The organism is Pseudomonas sp. B15(2017) (genome assembly GCF_002113215.1).
GTDB lineage: Bacteria > Pseudomonadota > Gammaproteobacteria > Pseudomonadales > Pseudomonadaceae > Aquipseudomonas.
Map to the genome: position 1 here is coordinate 250,005 of NZ_NEJZ01000001.1, position 17,322 is coordinate 267,326.

Below are 17,322 nucleotides of genomic sequence, written 5' to 3' on the forward strand. Positions count from 1 at the left end.
AACGGATCAAGTCATGAATGCCAGCGTGCACTACCTCACACCAACGATGTCGGTATCCGGCCCTCGTGGCGAGGCTGTCAGACAAGTCGACTACCTGCGCAAAGTAGCCGGCGAGGAAGTGCGAGCGCTCATCAACCGACTGCAATATGACGTTGTTGGCCATCTGGTTGCACAGCAGGATCCGCGCTTACCAAAGCCCAATACAACGACCGTGTTCAAGTTAGATGGCATAGCGGTCAAGGCCCGGAACGTCGACGGTGGCGCGGACACGCTTCTGCCCGGACTCGGCGACGAGCTTTTGCAGCATTGGGATGCCAACGGCAATCACCGGGAGATGAGCTACGACCCGCAACTTCGTCTGAGCAGCGTCACAGAAAACGGGATAACCGGATTCGAAAGCTTCAGCTACGGCAGCGTTTCGGCCGACCCGACGCACAACCTGCGCGGACAAATGACAGCGCTGAGCGATCCATCGGGTACGGTGCAATTCAACAGCTTCAACATGCGTGGCCAGTCAACGGAAGAAATCCGCACCTTCAAGGACGGCAAGATCTGCACCGGCCGCCAGCGTTTCAGCGCCATGGGTGCACTGCTGCAAACCACCGACGCCGGCGGGCATGTTCAACTTTCCACCTTCGACATCGCCGGGCAGCTTGCTCAAGTGCAACTGCAACTCAGCGGACAAAATGTTCAGCCGATCTTGAATGGCGCGGATTACAACGCCGCCGGCCAGATCACCGAACAACGGCACGGCAACGGTGTAAACAGCCACTGGCATTACCGCGAGGCCGACGGACGTCTGCTTCGACAGTCCGCGCAAAAGGCTTCGGAACCGCCGGTTCAGGATTTCGAGTATGCATATGACGCAGCAGGGATCATCACTCGCATCATCGATCACACCTACACACCGACGTTTTTCCGCAACCAACAGGTCGACGGTGAACGCACATTTGGCTATGACTCGGTGTACCGCCTGATCCGCGCCACCGGTTACAGCGACGCCCCGCCTGCGGACAACCCCGGACGGCCGCAACCCACCGATCCCGATGACCGACGCAACTATGTCGAGTCTTTCGAATACGACGACGGCAACAACCTGAAAAAACTGACCCACGTGCGCGAGGGCAACACTTACACCCGCGAGATGTTCATCGACCCGTCCAGCAATCGCGGTGTGCGCTGGAAAGCGGGAGACCCGGCACCTGACTTCAACGCCCTGTTCGACCGCGCCGGTAATCAACTGGCCCTGCAACCCGGGCAGCCGATGGACTGGAACAGCCGCCATCAGCTGAAATCGCTGATCCTCCTGGAGCACGCCAGCGGCCCGCCCGATCAGGAGTTGTATCACTACAGCCAGGGTGCAAGGGTCTATAAGCGCCACGAAACCCACACAGGCACAGTCAACCATGTTGCTGAGGTGCATTACGTGGGGAGTCTGGAAATCCGCACCCGAAGCAGCGGAGAAGAATTGCACAGGGTCACTGTCGCCACCGGCATCGGCGAGGTGACGTGCCTGCACTGGATCACTGGCAAACCACCTGGTATCGATGCTGATCGGTTGTGTTATTCCCATTCCGACCATTTGGGATCGAGCGTTACTGAGATTGATCAACGGGCGCAGGTGATCAGCCGCGAAAGCTACTACGCCTTCGGCGCTACCTCGTCGATGGCGGCCCGCTCGCAGATCGAAGCGGACTACAAGTTCACCCGCTATTCGGGCAAGGAAATGGATGTCACCGGGCTTTATTACTACGGAGCACGGTATTACGCGCCATGGCTGGGGCGCTGGATCAGCGCCGACCCCAGCGGCGATGCGGATGGAATGAATCGGTATGCGTTTGTCGGCAACAATCCGATTTTCTATGTGGACGACACCGGCAACACGAAAGACGAAGCCGGCGCCTCCGGCAACACCGGTGACGGCAAAAAAACCATTGGTTATAAGCTGAATAGATGGGTTGGCGCCGTTAAAAAAGCGCAAACAGCCGCAGGACAGATGAAAAACATCGCATCCGATTTTGAGAAACTGGTTCCTGAAGACGCCGATATCGAGCAGGTTCGCCAAGACCTCACGTTTGGAAAATACATCAGGTCCCGGTACGGCAGGGCTGCCATACGAAAAGGCTTAGGTGTCGGCGGTACTGCGGGAGGGGCTATCGCCGGCGTTGTCGGCGGCGTTGCTGCCCTCATTTTCCCCCCCGCCGCCGCCGCCGCCCCCGCCATCGTGAGTGTCGCGCCGGCTATCGGCATGGCCCTCGTACCGATATTAGGTTACCGCCACTTGAGGAAAGGCCTGAACAGGGCGGACATGTTGCGCAAAGCCGAAGCCGTGAACGACACCATCGACCTCGCTGAAGAAATCCTGGGCGCCGTTGCTGGACTACCCGATCAACTGAATCCAGTAGCGGATGAAGGCCCGGAAACGGAAATGAAGCCCGAGGCCGCTCCCGCTACCTATGAGGCAAAGATGCAGGAATTGTTCTTTGAGCAAATGAAGACACTCACTCCTCTGCAGCAGGCGGAAATTGGCAAATTGGTCCCAGGCGAAGGCGCCCCGTACTTCGAGGCATTGAGCCAAGTGCTGAAGGCTGCCAACGATCCGTCCTCTTCGCCCCGGCAGACGCCGGAGGTCAGCGACCCTCCACAAGAAAAACCAACACCTGAATCGATGGTAAACAAGCCTCAACTCGCTCGGCGCAGGCTTGTAATGTCGGGTCTTTGAATTTGATGAACACAGCAGAGGACAAAGACGATGCTCCCCTCTCTCCATGAGCGCACACCTTCGCTGTCAGCTTATGACAGCCGGGGCCTGATGGTTCGTCAGGTGGCCTATCTGCGCTCGGTTGCCGGCGCAACCGCCGAGGCACTGATCACACGCCAGCAACGCGATGCGCTCGGGCACGTGGTGAAACAGTGGGACCCGCGTCTGGCCAGCCCCACCATCACCAGCGTTTTCAATCTGATCGCAGAGCTGCTTGAAACAGACAGTGTGGACGCCGGAAAAAGCCGGCGCCTGCCTGGAGTGACAGGCGAAACCTTGCAACGCTGGGACGCACGCAACCACCATTGGCAGCACACATTCGACAATCAACTGCGCCTGGTGTCCGTCGCGCAGGACACCGGACTGGATAAAGAGGCCTACGTCTATGCCGATGCCTCGGCCGACGCGGGCTACAACCGGCGCGGGCAAATGGTCGAAATCAATGATCCATCGGGCAGCGTCAAACTGCACTCTTTTGCCCTTACAGGCGCTGCGCTGCAGGAAAGCCGAACTTTTCACGATGGATTGTCCTTTTCCAGTCAGCAGAATCTCAGCCCCCTTGGCGCACTACTGAAGCAGACCGATGCCGGCGGCCACCAGCGGCGTCTGGCTTACGACGTAGCCGGGCAGCTCACACAGGTGCAACTCAAGGTTAATGACCTACTCGCCTGGCAACCGGTCTTGCGGGATGCACAATACAACGCCACCGGGCAGACGACCCTGCAACGGACAGGCAATCATGTGAGCAGTCACTGGCACTATCGGGCCGCTGACGGTCGCCTGCTTCGACAATACGCACAAAAGGCGACAGGGGAATCGATTCAGGATTTCGGGTATGAATATGACCGGATGGGCAACATCACTCGCATCCTCGATGGCGGCTACGCACCGACGTATTTTCACAACCAGCGCGTCGATGGCCACCGTGCGTTCAGCTATGACTCAACGTACCGCCTGATTTACGCCAGCGGATACGACGAGATGCCACCTACGGATAACCCGGGTCTGCCACAGCCGACCGACCCCAATGATCGGCGCAATTACACGGAAACATACGAGTACGACAATGGCGACAACCTCGTAAAAACCACCCGCGTCCGCGATGGGGCCAACCATACTTCCCAGGTGTATATCGATCCGGACAGCAACCGGGGGGTGCGCTGGAAAACGGGTGATCCGATACCGGTTTTTCCCATCGAGTTCGATGCTGCGGGCAACCAGCTGGCGCTTCCGTTCGGCCCACTGCAGTGGAACAGTCGCAATCAACTGGACTCCGTGACCCTGGCCAGACATCCCACCGGACCACACGATACGGAGCAGTATCGCTACAGTCAGGATCTGCGCGTGCACAAAAGACTGGAGACCCACACTCCCTCAGTCAGCCATTTCCGGGACGTGCGCTACTTGCCCGATCTGGAGATCCGCACCAGAGACAACGGCGAAGAGCTGCACGTGATCAAGCTGGACACTGGCGCAGGCCACGTGACATGTCTCCACTGGGTGAAGGGAAAACCCACGGGCATCGATCAGAGTCAAATGCGCTATATCCTCAAGGATCACCTGGGGTCGTCCCTGAAAGAAGTGGATCAACTGGCGCGATTGATCAGTGAGGAGACCTACTACCCGTTTGGCAGTACCTCGACACTGGGAGCCCGGTCACGGATTGAGGTGAACTACAAGTTCATCCGCTACAGCGGCAAGGAAACCGATGAAAGCGGCCTGATCTATTACGGACAACGCTATTACGCCCCATGGCTGCAACGCTGGACCCAGCCGGACAAGGCAGGAACCGTGGACGGATTGAATCTGTACCGGATGACGGCGAACAACCCGATCAATTTCATTGACGAGCAAGGGATGATGACGAGACCGACGCCGGCCACGCCTGACCAGACCTCCGTCCACATAGGCGGATCGACGTCGTCGTCACGTCCCAACTCGATCGCCGGCAGCGAGCCATCCACCGGTACACCCGCGCTGGTGGATGACCCGGCAAACAATCCTCCCGGCAAGCTGCCGCCCAAACCCGAACAATCCTGGGGCGAATGGGGCACGCAAGCCGCGCTGGCGGCGGTCAATTCGAAAGTCGGATTGGCATTGCTGCCCGTCGGGACTTCGTCTCCGGCCAACGCAGCTGTAGTTTCCACATTACTCACCGCCACCGCCCAGTTCGTTTTGCACGCAACGCTGTTCACCCCGGGCTGGTCACCGCCCAACACCTGGAACCCCGGTGGGAACGGCGCCGTACCACCCGCCGATGTCACGCAAGATGCCAACCGGTTCTTCACCATGAGCACACTGGGTGTTACCACGGCAGCAACCGTGGCGGGCATGATATTGGGTCCGATCGTAGGGGGCTACGTCGACGAGTTGAGAGGCACCAAGGCCAAGGCGGACAAGAAGGCTCAGGCGGCAAAATGGCTGGACACGGCCGACAGGCTCATCGCCGAACAGAGCCTTAAGGAAGAGGTGTCAGTGAAAGCCCAGCAAGCGCTGCGTCAGCAAGTATTGGACGCCGAAGAGTTGGTCGGAATTTCCTGGCAAAGCATGACAATGCTCGAAAAAATCACGGGGCTGCGGCCGTCAGACCAGAGTGAAAGCAACCTATCGTCACGTCGCAGTTCAGGGTCCTCGCAAAGTTCTGCCCGGAGTGTATTTCATAGAGCCAAAATAACTCGCATCCCTGTGCGCAAATCCAACACGCACCTCTGATCGGGCGATCCGGGCAGAACTTCTGCCCCTCTTGTCAGTTCGGGCCGACACCATGCTATGGTGCCGGCCCGACTTCCTATCTCTATGCGCCCAGCATGCTGCCGACTTCCCGTACCCTGCGTCTGTCGTTGTACACCCTGCTGATCCTCGCCGGCGCTGCCCTCGCCGCAACGCTTGCGATCCGTCACGCCGAACGCCAGGCACTGGTGGAAGATGCCGCCCGAGCCAACCAGCAACTGGCGCTGTACGCCAATTCGCTGCACACCCTGATCGACCGTTACCGCGCCCTGCCCGCCGTGCTGGCGCTGGACCCGCAATTGCGTGCGGCGCTGGCAGGTCCCGTGGATGCCGAACAGCAGGCTGCGCTGAATCTGAAGCTGGAAAAGATCAACGGTGCCGCGCAGTCCTCGACGCTTGAACTGCTCGATCACACCGGCCTGGCGGTGGCGGCCAGCAACTGGCGTCTGCCCAGCAGTTACGTCGGCCACAACTATGGCTTTCGCCCCTATTTCAGTCAGACCCGCACCCAGGGCACCGGGCGTTTCTACGCAGTCGGCGTGACCAGCGGGATTCCCGGCTACTTCCTGTCCAGCGCGGTGCTCGGCGACAACGGCGAGTTCCTCGGGGCGATGGTGGTCAAACTCGAATTCCCGGAGCTTGAACGCGAATGGAGCCAGGGCAGCGATACGCTACTGGTCAGCGATGCCCGGGGCATCATCTTCATTGCCAACCAGCCCGACTGGCGCTACCGCCTGCTGCACCCGCTGAGCCCGGCCGATTACCGAGAGATCAAGCGCACTCGCCAATACGACAAGCAATCGCTGGTGCCGCTGACTCATCTGTCGCTACGCCGCTTTGATGACAACAGCGAACTGCGCCGCGTCGAAGGCCCGCAAGGCACGGCGGATTACCTGTGGGAATCGCTGCCGCTGACCGCCGAAGGCTGGACGCTACACCTGCTGCGGCGTCCGCAAGTGTCCTTCGAAGACCAGCGCAATGCCGGGCTCGCCGCCGCCGGGGTGTGGCTGGCGCTGGTGTTTCTGTTGCTGTTCCTCAACCAGCGCTGGCGTCTGGCCAAGATGCGCCAGCGCAGCCGCGAAGAGCTTGAGCAACTGGTGGAGGAACGCACCCGGGACTTGCGCACCGCCCAGGAAGGTCTGGTGCAATCAGCGAAACTGGCGGCACTGGGGCAGATGTCCGCTGCGCTGGCCCACGAAATCAATCAGCCGCTGACCGCCCAGCGCATGCAGCTTGCAACTCTGAGGCTGCTGCTCGATCACGGTCGGGTCGATGACGCCTGCAAGGCGCTCAAACCGGTGGACGAAATGCTCACGCGCATGGCTGCCCTCACCGGCCACCTGAAAACCTTTGCCCGCAAAAGCCCCAGCGGCTTGCGCGAACGGCTGGACCTGGCGACTGTGGTCGATCAGGCGCTGCAATTGCTCGATGCGCGCCTGCGTGATGAACAGGTCAGTCTGGTGCTGCACCTGACCCGTCCGGCCTGGGTGCGCGGCGACGCGATTCGCCTCGAACAAGTGCTGATCAACCTGCTGCGCAACGCCCTCGATGCGATGCAGGGCAAGCCGTGCAAGCGTCTGGAAATCCGCCTGGAAGCTGACGAACAACTGTGGCGCCTGAGCGTCATCGACAACGGTGGCGGCATTGCCGAAGAACATCTGGGTCAGGTATTCGATCCGTTCTTCACCACTAAACCTGTGGGTGACGGGCTGGGTCTGGGACTGGCGGTATCGTTCGCCATCGTCCATGAATCCGGCGGGCGCCTGTGCGCCGAAAATGGTGACAACGGTGCAGTGTTCAGCCTGACCTTGCCGATCGATCTGGAGGCGCACCTCTGATGCTCAACTCAGTGATGGTGGTCGATGACGAAAGCAGCATTCGCAACGCCGTCGAGCAATGGCTAAGCCTGTCCGGGTTCGAGGTGCAGCTGTTCAGCCGCGCCGAGGAATGCCTGGCGGCGCTGCCGAAACACTTTGCCGGGGTGATTCTCAGCGATGTGCGCATGCCCGGTCTCAGCGGTCTTGAACTGCTGGCCGAAGTCCAGCGCCGCGATGCCGACCTGCCGGTGATTCTGCTCACCGGCCACGGCGATGTGCCGATGGCGGTCGAAGCGATGCGCGATGGCGCCTACGACTTTCTGGAAAAACCCTTCAGCCCCGAGGCCCTGCTCGGCAGCCTGCGGCGGGCGCTGGACAAGCGTCGGCTGGTGCTGGAAAACCGCGCCCTGCACGAACAGGCCGACAACCGCGCCAGACTGGATGCGACGCTGCTCGGCGTGTCCCGTGGTATGCAGACCCTGCGCCGGCAGGTGCTTGACCTCGCAACATTGCCGGTCAACGTGCTGATCCGTGGCGAAACCGGCAGCGGCAAGGAACTGGTTGCCCGCTGCCTGCACGACTTCGGCCCGCGCGCCGACAAGCCGTTCGTGGCACTGAACTGCGCGGCGATCCCCGAGCAGTTGTTCGAAGCCGAATTGTTCGGGCATGAGAGCGGCGCGTTCACAGGGGCCTCCGGCAAGCGCACCGGCAAACTGGAATACGCCGATGGCGGCACCCTGTTTCTCGATGAAATCGAAAGCATGCCGCTGGCCCAGCAGGTGAAACTGTTGCGGGTGTTGCAGGAACAGAAGCTGGAGCGGCTGGGGTCGAACCAGAGCATTCGCGTGGACTTGCGCATCGTCGCGGCGACCAAACCCGATTTGCTGGATGAGGCCCGGGCCGGGCGTTTTCGCGAGGACCTGGCGTATCGCCTGAACGTTGCCGAATTGCGCCTGCCACCGCTGCGCGATCGTCGGGAGGACATTCCGTTGTTGTTCGAGTCCTTCGCACAAAGCGCCGCTCAGCGATTGGGGCGGTCTTTTCCGCCGCTCAGTGGTGCGCAATTGAGTCACCTGCTGAGCCATGACTGGCCGGGTAATGTTCGTGAGTTGGCGAACGTCGCCGAACGGCAGGTGCTGGGGCTGGATGAACCGGTGCAAGGTATCGATCCGGGGCAGTCGCTGGCGGCGCAGCAAGAGGCGTTTGAGGCGCAGTGCCTGCGGGCCGCTTTGACCCGGCACAAGGGGGATGTGAAAGCCGTGCTGGAAGAACTGCAACTGCCGCGCCGAACCTTCAATGAAAAGATGCAGCGCCATGGTCTGACCCGGGAAATGTTCGTGCCCGACTGATCCCCGCATTGAGGCATTCCCACGCAGAGCGTGGGAACGATCCGAGCCCGAGTGAGCGGATTTCCGCTCATTCATTCCGGCTCATCGGCAAAATCCCGCTCAACCCATCTCCCCAACCCCTCTAAACCGGCCCTCTCCCCGTTGGCACAGCTCCTGCTATAGCCCTCGCAGGCTGCGTTTCTGCGCGCTCCACAAAAACAATTAAACGAAGGATCCTTCAATGGATAACTCCAACGCCCTGCCTCTTGGGTCGGCTGCCGTGCCGGCCAAAGAACGAACCACCGCCAGTCGCATCAAGTCGATCTTCAGCGGTTCCGTCGGCAACATGGTCGAGTGGTACGACTGGTACGTTTATGCCGCCTTCTCGCTGTACTTCGCCAAGACCTTCTTCCCCGCCGGTTCCACCACCGCCCAGTTGATGAACACCGCTGCGATCTTCGCCGTGGGCTTTCTGATGCGTCCGATCGGTGGCTGGCTGATGGGTCTGTACGCCGACAAGGTCGGCCGTAAAAAGGCACTGATGGCCTCGGTGTACCTGATGTGCTTTGGCTCGCTGCTGATCGCCCTCAGCCCGAACTACGAAACCATCGGCATCGGCGCGCCGATCCTGCTGGTATTCGCCCGTCTGCTGCAAGGCCTGTCGGTCGGCGGCGAGTACGGCACCTCGGCGACTTATCTGTCGGAGATGGCGACCAAGGAACGTCGCGGCTTCTTCTCCAGCTTCCAGTACGTGACCCTGATCTCCGGCCAGCTCATCGCGCTGGGCGTGTTGATCGTGCTGCAGCAGATGCTCACCACTGAGCAACTGTACGCGTGGGGCTGGCGCATCCCGTTCGCCATCGGCGCGCTGTGCGCAATCGTGGCGCTGTACCTGCGTCGTGGCATGGAAGAAACCGAATCCTTCGTGAAAAAAGAGAAATCCAAGGAAAGCGCCATGCGCACCTTGCTGCGTCATCCGAAGGAATTGCTGACCGTGGTCGGCCTGACCATGGGCGGTACGCTGGCGTTCTACACCTACACCACTTACATGCAGAAATACCTGGTGAACACCGTCGGCATGAGCATTTCCGACTCCACCACCATTTCCGCCGCCACGCTGTTCCTGTTCATGTGCCTGCAACCGATCATCGGCGGCCTGTCCGATAAAATCGGTCGTCGCCCGATCCTGATCGCCTTCGGCGTGCTGGGGACGATCTTCACCGTGCCGATCCTGATGACCCTGCACACCATCCAGACCTGGTGGGGCGCGTTCTTCCTGATCATGGCGGCGCTGATCATCGTCAGCGGCTACACCTCCATCAACGCCGTGGTGAAGGCCGAGCTGTTCCCGACCGAAATCCGCGCCCTGGGCGTCGGCCTGCCGTACGCACTGACCGTGTCGATCTTCGGCGGCACCGCCGAATACATCGCGCTGTGGTTCAAGAGCATCGGCATGGAAACCGGTTACTACTGGTATGTGACCGCGTGCATCGCGGTGTCCCTGCTGGTGTACATCACCATGAAAGACACCCAGAAACACTCGCGCATCGTCACTGACTGACCGGATTCATTCAGCCACTGCAACGGTGGCTGTTCTGGCCCCATCGCGAGCAAGCTCGCTCCCACATTGGATCGGCATACAACTGACCCTGTGGGAGCGAGCTTGCTCGCGATTGAAGTCACCTCGGTATCAGGTCAACTCGGCAACCGGCTGTTTGCCATAACGCTTCTGCGCATAAGACGCGCCCACGATCATCACCAGCAAAATCCCCGCCAGCACTGCCGACGAACCGATGGTGCCAAAGTCCAGCCCGCCCTTCTCATGGGACTTGGTCATCAAGTCGCCCAACGTCGCACCGAACGGCCGGGTCAGCACGAACGCCACCCAGAACAGCGCGACGGTCGAAATCTTCGTGAAGTACTTGAGCAGCACCACCACAGCAATCGCCGAGCCGATCAGCAGCGCGCCACCGGCAAAGCCCAGGCCCGAGTCGTCCGCCAGGTAATCGCCGAGCGCGGTGCCCAGGGTGTTGGAGAACAGAATCGCCATCCAGTAGAACATCTCGCCGCGAAAGCTCTGCACCCTGGTGACGTTGAGCGAGTCGCCGCTCAGGCGCCATGCCGCGAAGATCGCCAGCAGAATCGCGATCAGGATCATCGAACCGGTGGCGTAGCCCAGCTCCAGCGTGCGGTCCATGAAGTCCGACATGGTGGTGCCGGCGGTGCTGGTCGACAGGATCACGATCCAGTACAGCAACGGCTTGTAGGTCTTGGACATCAGCTGCGTGATCAGTGTCAGGACAAACACGCTGATCAGGATCAGCGAGCTGATGGCGTAGCCGACGTTAAGGGTCATCGACAGCAAATCCCCCGCGGTTTCCCCTAGGGTCGTCGCGCAGATTTTCATGACCCAGAAGGCCAGGGTGATTTGAGGCAGTTTGTTCATCGCGGGCAACGCTCCTGTGTGTGACGGCCGTTTTTGGCTTTATGGCCGTGGGCAGACTGGCGTTGCGCGGGTGAAAAACCGGTCGGGAATCCATGAAAAATCTGTCACACAGGCAAAAAGCGGCGATTAATCACCGGTTAATGCCCCCGCCGCATTCTGCACCTACCTGATCGATTAACCGCGCGACGCTCGCTACGACGACGAAAGCGAATTGAATGCGTCGCCCTTAACATCAAGTTAATCGATAGTTTTTAGCATTATTTTGCGCTTTTTAATCAATTTAGTTGGCGTAGCATGAATCCCATGCGAAACACATCGCCAACGAATAACGAATCTGGAGAACGACCATGAAAACCAAACTGATCCTCGCCCTGACCCTGTCCGTCCTGGCCGCCAACACCTTTGCCGCCGACGGTTCGGACAAAACCAAATCCGCCGACTTCATTTCCGGCGCCAGCGCTGCCATCGAAACCAGCCACACCGGCACCTACGCCGCTGACGGCTTCGACAAGACCAACGTCGGCAAAGCCGTTGCGGCTGATGGTTTTGACAAGACTGGCACTGCGTCCGCCATCGCTGCCGACGGTTTCGACAAAACCGGCACCGCCAACGCCATCGCTGCCGACGGTTTCGATAAAACCGGTACTGCTGCAGCTATCAGCTGATCGGCAGAATGCAGACACCAAAGCCCGGCCATTGCCGGGCTTGTTCATTTTCAAAGGTCGGCATTTGATCTTCGCGGACCGGACTTGCACTATTGGCCGCTTATAAAAGCCTTCAGGAACACCCCACCATGCCCGATGACATCCATTTCTATGAACCGGCCAACGGCCACGGCCTGCCACACGATCCGTTCAACGCCATCGTCGGCCCGCGCCCCATCGGCTGGATTTCTTCGCAGGATGCCGAGGGCCGGCTGAACCTGGCGCCCTACAGCTTTTTCAACGCGTTCAACTACATTCCGCCGATCATCGGCTTCTCCAGCGTCGGGCGCAAAGACAGCCTGAACAACATCGAGCAGACCGGTGAGTTCGTCTGGAACCTCGCCACCCGCCCGCTGGCCGAGCAGATGAACCAGAGCTGCGCGATGGTCGGGCCAGAGGTCAACGAGTTCGAACTGGCGGGGCTTACGCCGGTGGCGTCGAAGGTGATTGCCGTGCCGCGCGTGGCCGAAAGCCCGGTGTCCTTTGAATGCAAGGTCACCCAGATCATTCAGTTGCAGCGCGCCGACGGCGAGACCGTACCGAGCTGGCTGGTGCTGGGCGAAGTGGTCGCCGTGCACATCGCCAAATGGCTGTTGAAGGACGGGATCTACGACACCGCCGCCGCCGAACCGATACTGCGGGGCGGCGGACCGGCGGACTATTTCCAGCTGGGGCCGGAGGCGTTGTTCAAGATGTGGCGCCCGGGGGCTACGAAGTAAGCGCTTACCAGATCAGCTCGGCGTCGTCGGTGACGCCCTTGAGCTTGTCCAGTTCATTGATCGCGGCTTCATCGGCCGCGATGGCGCCGGGGAAAACCTGATCGTTCAGCAGTTTGTGAAAGCGCGGTGCTCCGCCGTCGACCAGCGCCTTGACGGCGATTGCCGCGTGATAACCCTTGTTGCCGCCCAACTCGACGGGAACTACAGCGGAAACCGCTTCGAAGTGTTCGAACTCTTTACGTGCCATATCGCAGGTCCTGGCTCAGTCAGATAGGCCGGCCATTAAACATTCAACCGGCGAGTTTGTGTATCGGCGCAGTGCATTGGCCTACGGCCTGTGCGGCCGAGACTTCCTTGAACGTGTGGAAATCCAGGCTATTGACCACCAGGTCCTGCACCAGCTCGGCAAAGATTTCCATCGACGGGCTGCTGAAATAGGCGGTCATCGATTGCTGGTTGATCCAGAAACCGGAGACCAGCCACAACTCCGGATCACACTGCGAATGCTGCAAGGAAAAGCTCAGGCAACCGGCGGCGGCACGGGACGGCTCGATCAGCGCGCTCAGGCGCATGCCGAGTTCCGCCGAGCGCCCGGCGCGCGCTCGAACGAAGGCCATATGACTGACGGGAATCTGCTTGGACATGTTCAACCCTCCCAGGGAGTCGTGTGGCAGCCGGGGACGGGCTGCGACAGGATCAAAGGTTAAGGGCCGGGCATCGCTCGCCGTTAGTCGATTCCTGCCGTCGCGTTGCACAATCCTGCGAGACTGTCTTGCAGACCTGTAACAAGTCGTGAATTGCTGTCACTGTCCTGTCACACCGGTTTCGAGCAAGTTTCCCGGGCTTCGCCCCTTCATGTCCGGGCAGGCACGCAACGCCATGCAGGATCAGGCAAGCATTTCGCAGGATGTGTCTACCGCTCGCGCTTGCACAAACTTAAGCTCTGCTCCCATTCCATCCCTTGCCGAGGAGGCTGTGCATGACGTCGTTCGATCGTTTTCAGGCGCCGCGCGATGCCGATATGGAAGCCGACATGGAAAAGCAGCGCGCGGAACTGGCGGCCATCATTCGCCGCAACACGTCCGAAGATGGCAGTTATGCCACTGCCGTCGGTTCGCTGTTCATGTCGCGCCACACCCAATCCCATGACTTCGCCCCGGTGCTCGCGCAACCGGCGCTGTGCATCATGGCCCAGGGTCGCAAAGAGGTACGGCTGGCGGACGAGTTCTTCAATTACGACCCGTTGAATTACCTCGTGGTGTCGGTCTCGATGCCGTTGAGCGGTCGAGTCGTGAATGTCTCGCCCGAAGAGCCGATTCTCGCCGTACGCCTGGACATCGACCCGGCGGAAATCACCGCGCTGATCGCCGACGCCGGCCCGATGGGCGTGCCGACCCGTCCGACCGGGCGCGGTCTGTATGTGGAAAAGATCGACAGCGCGATGCTCGATGCGGTGCTGCGTCTGGCCCGTCTGCTCGACGCGCCGAAAGACATCGCCATGCTCGCACCGCTGATCCGCCGGGAAATTCTCTATCGCCTGTTGCGCAGTCCCCAAGGCCATCGGCTGTACGAAATCGCCATCGCCAACAGCCAGAGCCACCGCATCAGCCAGGCGATCAAATGGCTCAACGGCAACTTCGAACAGCCGCTGCGCATTGATGATCTGGCGAAGGAAGTGAACCTCAGCGTCTCGACCTTGCATCACCGCTTCAAGGCGATGACGGCGATGAGTCCGTTGCAGTATCAGAAGCAACTGCGCCTGCAAGAGGCGCGGCGCTTGATGCTGGCTGAGGGGCTGGAGGCGTCGGCGGCGGGGTATCGGGTGGGGTATGAAAGCCCTTCGCAGTTCAGCCGCGAGTACAGCCGCCTGTTCGGCGCGCCACCGTTGAGGGATCTGGCGCGCTTGCGGCTGACCGTCTGATCTGGATCAGGCGCCCAGCACCCGACACGCCTCACTCGGCAACGTCACCGACACCGGATGCCCGATCCCCAGACCGATGCCCTGACACGGCGTGCTCAGCGCCGTGAAGGTCACCCCGGAACATTCCACCGTAGTCTCGATGGTCGCGCCGATGTCGCGCACGAACGTCACCTTGCCCAGCAGGCGATTGCCCGCCGTGGCCTGGGGCGCCGACAGTTGCAGATCTTCAGGGCGGATCAGCATTTTTACTTTCTGCCCGACCACGATGCTGCTGCAGATCGGCACTTGCAGGGCATCGCCGCCCGGCAGCACAACCTTGCCATCGCCCAGGGCCGTTGCCGGGAAGATATTGCCGGAGCCGATGAAGTCCGCGACGAATTCGTTGGCCGGATGCCGGTAGATTTCAATCGGCGTGCCCACCTGCTGCACCCGATGCTCACCGAGGACTACCACGATGTCCGCCATGGTCATGGCCTCGCGCTGATCGTGGGTGACCATGATCGTGGTGATGTTCAGGCGTTGTTGCAGCTGGCGGATTTCCACCTGCATCGACTCGCGCAACTTGGCGTCAAGCGCCGACAGCGGTTCGTCCAGCAGCAGGATTTTCGGGTGCGAGGCAATCGCCCGGGCAATCGCCACTCGCTGACGCTGACCGCCGGAGAGTTTCGCTACCGGACGATCGATCATCGGTTGCAGCTGGATCAGTTCCAGCAATTGCACCACCCGCGCCTGTTGATCGGCCTTGCTCACGCCGCGCAGCTTCAGCGGATAGGCGATGTTCTCGCCCACGGTCATGTGCGGAAAAAGCGCCAGCGACTGAAACACCATGCCGAAGTTGCGCAGGTGCGCCGGCGTGTGGCCGATGTCCTCGCCGTCCAGGCGAATCTCGCCGCCGGTGAGGGTTTCCAGCCCGGCGATCATTCGCAGCAAAGTGGTCTTGCCGCAACCCGAAGGGCCGAGGAAACACACCAGTTTGCCCTCGGGCAAATGCAGGTTGACGTCTTTCACCGCGCAGGCCGAGCCGTAGTGTTTCTCGACGTTTTCCAGAATCAGACCAGACATAAAATCACCTCAAGAAATCAAAAGGACACGCCGCCTTCACCGACCAGCTTCTCCAACGCCCAGATCAGGACGAAGTCGATCAACACGATCAGCACGGCAAACGAGAACACAGTAGGGTCGAGCGATGACACGGTGCGGCTGTACATCCAGATCGGCACGGTCATGACGTCGATGGTGTAGAGGAAATAGGTCACGGTGAACTCGTTGAACGAAACGATGAACGCCAGCAGCATCCCCGCCAGAATCCCCGATTTCATCAACGGCACCACCACGTCGACGATGGCGCGCAGTGGCGAAGCGCCGAGCATCTGCGCGGCCTCTTCGACTTCGCTGCCGATGGAAAGCATGGCCGCCGTGCAGTTCTTCACCACGAACGGCAGCGCCAGAATCACGTGAGCAATTACCAGCCGCGATGTGGTCATGTGAAACGGCAGGCTGTCGAACACCAGCAACAACGCCAGCCCGAGCACCACCATCGGGAACACCAGCGGCAGCGACATCAATTGCAGCGCCACGCCCTTGCCACGGAACTCGCAACGGGTCAGCGCGTAAGCCGCCGGCACCGCGATCAGCGTGGCGAAAATCATCGTCAGGCACGACACCAGCAAACTGGTGCCCATGGCCTGGCCGAGGCTCAGCACATCGCTGGCGTCCGGCGACACAAACGTGTGCCACGCCGCCTTGTACCACTGCAGGCTGTAACTGCTCGGCGGGAAGTCGAGGTTCGACGCGCCGCTGAACGACATCACGATCATGGTCAGGATCGGTAACACGGCCAGGAACAAAATGATCCCGGAAAGGATGCCCGCAAACTTGCCGGTGTCGCCCGGCAGCAGCGACTGACGCTTCTTGATCAGGGCACTCATTGCGAAGCCTCCAGCAGACGGCGACGGCGGCCGGTGATGTATTCGGACAAGGTCATGATGGCGAGCGTGGTGACGATCAGCACCACCCCGGCGGCGGAGGCGGCAGGCCAGTTCATCAGCGGAGCGATCTGGTCATGCACCATCACCGCCAGCATCGGCACGCGACGGCCACCCAGCAGAAGTGGCACCACAAAACTGCTGGCGTTGTAGGCGAACACCAGAGTCGCGCCGGTGATGATTCCCGGCAGACTCATTGGCAACACCACCTGGCGGAACACTTGAAAGCGGCTGGCGCCGAGGGTCGCGGCGGCTTCTTCGTAGCTGCGTGCGACGCCGCGCATGGCGCTCGCAATCGGCAGCACGGCCAGCGGAAACGCCGTCTGCACCAGGCCCATCAACACGCCGTTCTGGTTGTACAGCAACATGATCGGGCGCTTGATCAGACCGAGGCCCATCAGGGTCTGGTTGAGCATGCCGCCGGGGCCGAGGATCACCAGCCAGCCGTAGCTTTGCAGCAGCAGGTTGACCAGCAACGGCAGCAGCACCGCCGCGAGGAAAATCCGTCGCACGAACGGCGAGTTCAGACGCGCCATGGTGTACGCCACCGGGATCGCCAGCACCACGGCGATCACCGCGCTGATCAGCGCCAGACGCAAAGTCAGCAGCAACGATTTGAGGTAGTAGGGTTCGAGCAACTGCGCGTAACTGGCCAGGCTGAAACCGGACCACTCCGCGCCCTTGGTGCCGACGCTCATGCGCAGCACCAGCAGGCTGGCGGCAATCAGCATGCCGAGAAACAGCATCGACGGCGTGAGGAAAAACCACGCCCGCGCCGTCGGCGAAATACCGCGCGCCGGGCGCACGTCACCCGTGCCGACCGGTTGGGTCAGGGATTGATGTTCCATAGCAATGATCTCGTCAATGGAAAAACAACTGACAGACACTGCCTTCAAATTCACCGAGAAACC

The 17,322-nt window shown here is 60.6% G+C and carries 14 protein-coding genes; 8 read left to right on the forward strand and 6 right to left on the reverse strand.

The features are described from left to right. The first annotated feature begins 13 nt into the window (after nucleotides 1–13). The 5 genes from CAF73_RS01125 (at nucleotide 14) to CAF73_RS01145 (ending at nucleotide 10,197) form a co-directional block, all read left to right on the forward strand. Entirely contained in the window at nucleotides 14–2,722 is a 2,709-nt protein-coding gene (locus tag CAF73_RS01125; protein ID WP_085701680.1) for an RHS repeat-associated core domain-containing protein, read from the forward strand. 30 nt (nucleotides 2,723–2,752) lie between these two features. Then, nucleotides 2,753–5,473 carry an RHS repeat-associated core domain-containing protein gene (locus tag CAF73_RS01130; RefSeq protein WP_085701681.1) on the forward strand — a complete coding sequence of 907 codons (2,721 nt, stop codon included), beginning with the start codon at nucleotides 2,753–2,755 and terminating at the stop codon, nucleotides 5,471–5,473. Nucleotides 5,474–5,568: 95 nt separating this feature from the next. Then, nucleotides 5,569–7,329, forward strand: coding sequence for an ATP-binding protein (locus CAF73_RS01135; RefSeq protein WP_085697215.1), 1,761 nt, complete (start codon nucleotides 5,569–5,571; stop codon nucleotides 7,327–7,329). After that, nucleotides 7,329–8,657 (forward strand): sigma-54 dependent transcriptional regulator, encoded by a 1,329-nt coding sequence (locus tag CAF73_RS01140; RefSeq protein WP_085701682.1) that lies wholly within the window; start codon nucleotides 7,329–7,331, stop codon nucleotides 8,655–8,657. Before CAF73_RS01135 ends, CAF73_RS01140 begins: the two co-directional genes overlap by 1 nt. Nucleotides 8,658–8,877: 220 nt before the next feature. Beyond that, nucleotides 8,878–10,197, forward strand: a complete 1,320-nt coding sequence (locus CAF73_RS01145) for an MFS transporter (RefSeq protein ID WP_085697217.1) — start codon at nucleotides 8,878–8,880, stop codon at nucleotides 10,195–10,197. Nucleotides 10,198–10,326: 129 nt separating this feature from the next. Here CAF73_RS01145 and CAF73_RS01150 read toward each other — a convergent pair whose 3' ends face one another. Beyond that, nucleotides 10,327–11,082, reverse strand: coding sequence for a hypothetical protein (locus tag CAF73_RS01150; protein WP_085701683.1), 756 nt, complete (start codon nucleotides 11,080–11,082; stop codon nucleotides 10,327–10,329). 347 nt (nucleotides 11,083–11,429) lie between these two features. On the opposite strand from CAF73_RS01150, the gene CAF73_RS01155 reads away from it, so the two are divergent. Beyond that, nucleotides 11,430–11,747 carry a hypothetical protein gene (locus CAF73_RS01155; protein ID WP_085697219.1) on the forward strand — a complete coding sequence of 106 codons (318 nt, stop codon included), beginning with the start codon at nucleotides 11,430–11,432 and terminating at the stop codon, nucleotides 11,745–11,747. Nucleotides 11,748–11,875: 128 nt separating this feature from the next. Then, on the forward strand, nucleotides 11,876–12,505 hold the full coding sequence (locus CAF73_RS01160) for a flavin reductase family protein (RefSeq protein WP_011335689.1): 630 nt from the start codon (nucleotides 11,876–11,878) through the stop codon (nucleotides 12,503–12,505). 4 nt (nucleotides 12,506–12,509) lie between these two features. Here CAF73_RS01160 and CAF73_RS01165 read toward each other — a convergent pair whose 3' ends face one another. Beyond that, on the reverse strand, nucleotides 12,510–12,752 hold the full coding sequence (locus CAF73_RS01165; protein ID WP_007960172.1) for a hypothetical protein: 243 nt from the start codon (nucleotides 12,750–12,752) through the stop codon (nucleotides 12,510–12,512). A 43-nt stretch (nucleotides 12,753–12,795) separates the two neighbouring features. Next, on the reverse strand, nucleotides 12,796–13,149 hold the full coding sequence (locus CAF73_RS01170) for a putative quinol monooxygenase (RefSeq protein ID WP_085684418.1): 354 nt from the start codon (nucleotides 13,147–13,149) through the stop codon (nucleotides 12,796–12,798). 335 nt (nucleotides 13,150–13,484) lie between these two features. Here CAF73_RS01170 and CAF73_RS01175 point away from each other — a divergent pair, with 335 nt between their 5' ends. Further along, nucleotides 13,485–14,426, forward strand: a complete 942-nt coding sequence (locus CAF73_RS01175) for an AraC family transcriptional regulator (protein ID WP_085697221.1) — start codon at nucleotides 13,485–13,487, stop codon at nucleotides 14,424–14,426. Between the two features lie 6 nt (nucleotides 14,427–14,432). Here the strand turns inward: CAF73_RS01175 and CAF73_RS01180 are convergent, their stop codons facing one another. Genes CAF73_RS01180 through CAF73_RS01190 form a run of 3 tightly spaced genes read right to left on the reverse strand, consistent with a single transcriptional unit; the run spans nucleotide 14,433 to nucleotide 17,259 of the window. After that, nucleotides 14,433–15,488 (reverse strand): ABC transporter ATP-binding protein, encoded by a 1,056-nt coding sequence (locus tag CAF73_RS01180; RefSeq protein ID WP_085701684.1) that lies wholly within the window; start codon nucleotides 15,486–15,488, stop codon nucleotides 14,433–14,435. A gap of 17 nt (nucleotides 15,489–15,505) precedes the next feature. Next, nucleotides 15,506–16,354 carry an ABC transporter permease gene (locus tag CAF73_RS01185; protein WP_007960165.1) on the reverse strand — a complete coding sequence of 283 codons (849 nt, stop codon included), beginning with the start codon at nucleotides 16,352–16,354 and terminating at the stop codon, nucleotides 15,506–15,508. After that, on the reverse strand, nucleotides 16,351–17,259 hold the full coding sequence (locus CAF73_RS01190; protein WP_085701685.1) for an ABC transporter permease: 909 nt from the start codon (nucleotides 17,257–17,259) through the stop codon (nucleotides 16,351–16,353). The genes CAF73_RS01185 and CAF73_RS01190 overlap by 4 nt, the downstream gene beginning before the upstream one ends. Nucleotides 17,260–17,322: the final 63 nt, after the last annotated feature.

Coding starts and splice junctions, on each gene's coding strand:
- CAF73_RS01125 (WP_085701680.1), top strand. CDS start 14: ATGAATGCCAGCGTGCACTACCTCACACCAACGATGTCGGTATCCGGC.
- CAF73_RS01130 (WP_085701681.1), top strand. CDS start 2,753: ATGCTCCCCTCTCTCCATGAGCGCACACCTTCGCTGTCAGCTTATGAC.
- CAF73_RS01135 (WP_085697215.1), top strand. CDS start 5,569: ATGCTGCCGACTTCCCGTACCCTGCGTCTGTCGTTGTACACCCTGCTG.
- CAF73_RS01140 (WP_085701682.1), top strand. CDS start 7,329: ATGCTCAACTCAGTGATGGTGGTCGATGACGAAAGCAGCATTCGCAAC.
- CAF73_RS01145 (WP_085697217.1), top strand. CDS start 8,878: ATGGATAACTCCAACGCCCTGCCTCTTGGGTCGGCTGCCGTGCCGGCC.
- CAF73_RS01150 (WP_085701683.1), bottom strand. CDS start 11,082: ATGAACAAACTGCCTCAAATCACCCTGGCCTTCTGGGTCATGAAAATC.
- CAF73_RS01155 (WP_085697219.1), top strand. CDS start 11,430: ATGAAAACCAAACTGATCCTCGCCCTGACCCTGTCCGTCCTGGCCGCC.
- CAF73_RS01160 (WP_011335689.1), top strand. CDS start 11,876: ATGCCCGATGACATCCATTTCTATGAACCGGCCAACGGCCACGGCCTG.
- CAF73_RS01165 (WP_007960172.1), bottom strand. CDS start 12,752: ATGGCACGTAAAGAGTTCGAACACTTCGAAGCGGTTTCCGCTGTAGTT.
- CAF73_RS01170 (WP_085684418.1), bottom strand. CDS start 13,149: ATGTCCAAGCAGATTCCCGTCAGTCATATGGCCTTCGTTCGAGCGCGC.
- CAF73_RS01175 (WP_085697221.1), top strand. CDS start 13,485: ATGACGTCGTTCGATCGTTTTCAGGCGCCGCGCGATGCCGATATGGAA.
- CAF73_RS01180 (WP_085701684.1), bottom strand. CDS start 15,488: ATGTCTGGTCTGATTCTGGAAAACGTCGAGAAACACTACGGCTCGGCC.
- CAF73_RS01185 (WP_007960165.1), bottom strand. CDS start 16,354: ATGAGTGCCCTGATCAAGAAGCGTCAGTCGCTGCTGCCGGGCGACACC.
- CAF73_RS01190 (WP_085701685.1), bottom strand. CDS start 17,259: ATGGAACATCAATCCCTGACCCAACCGGTCGGCACGGGTGACGTGCGC.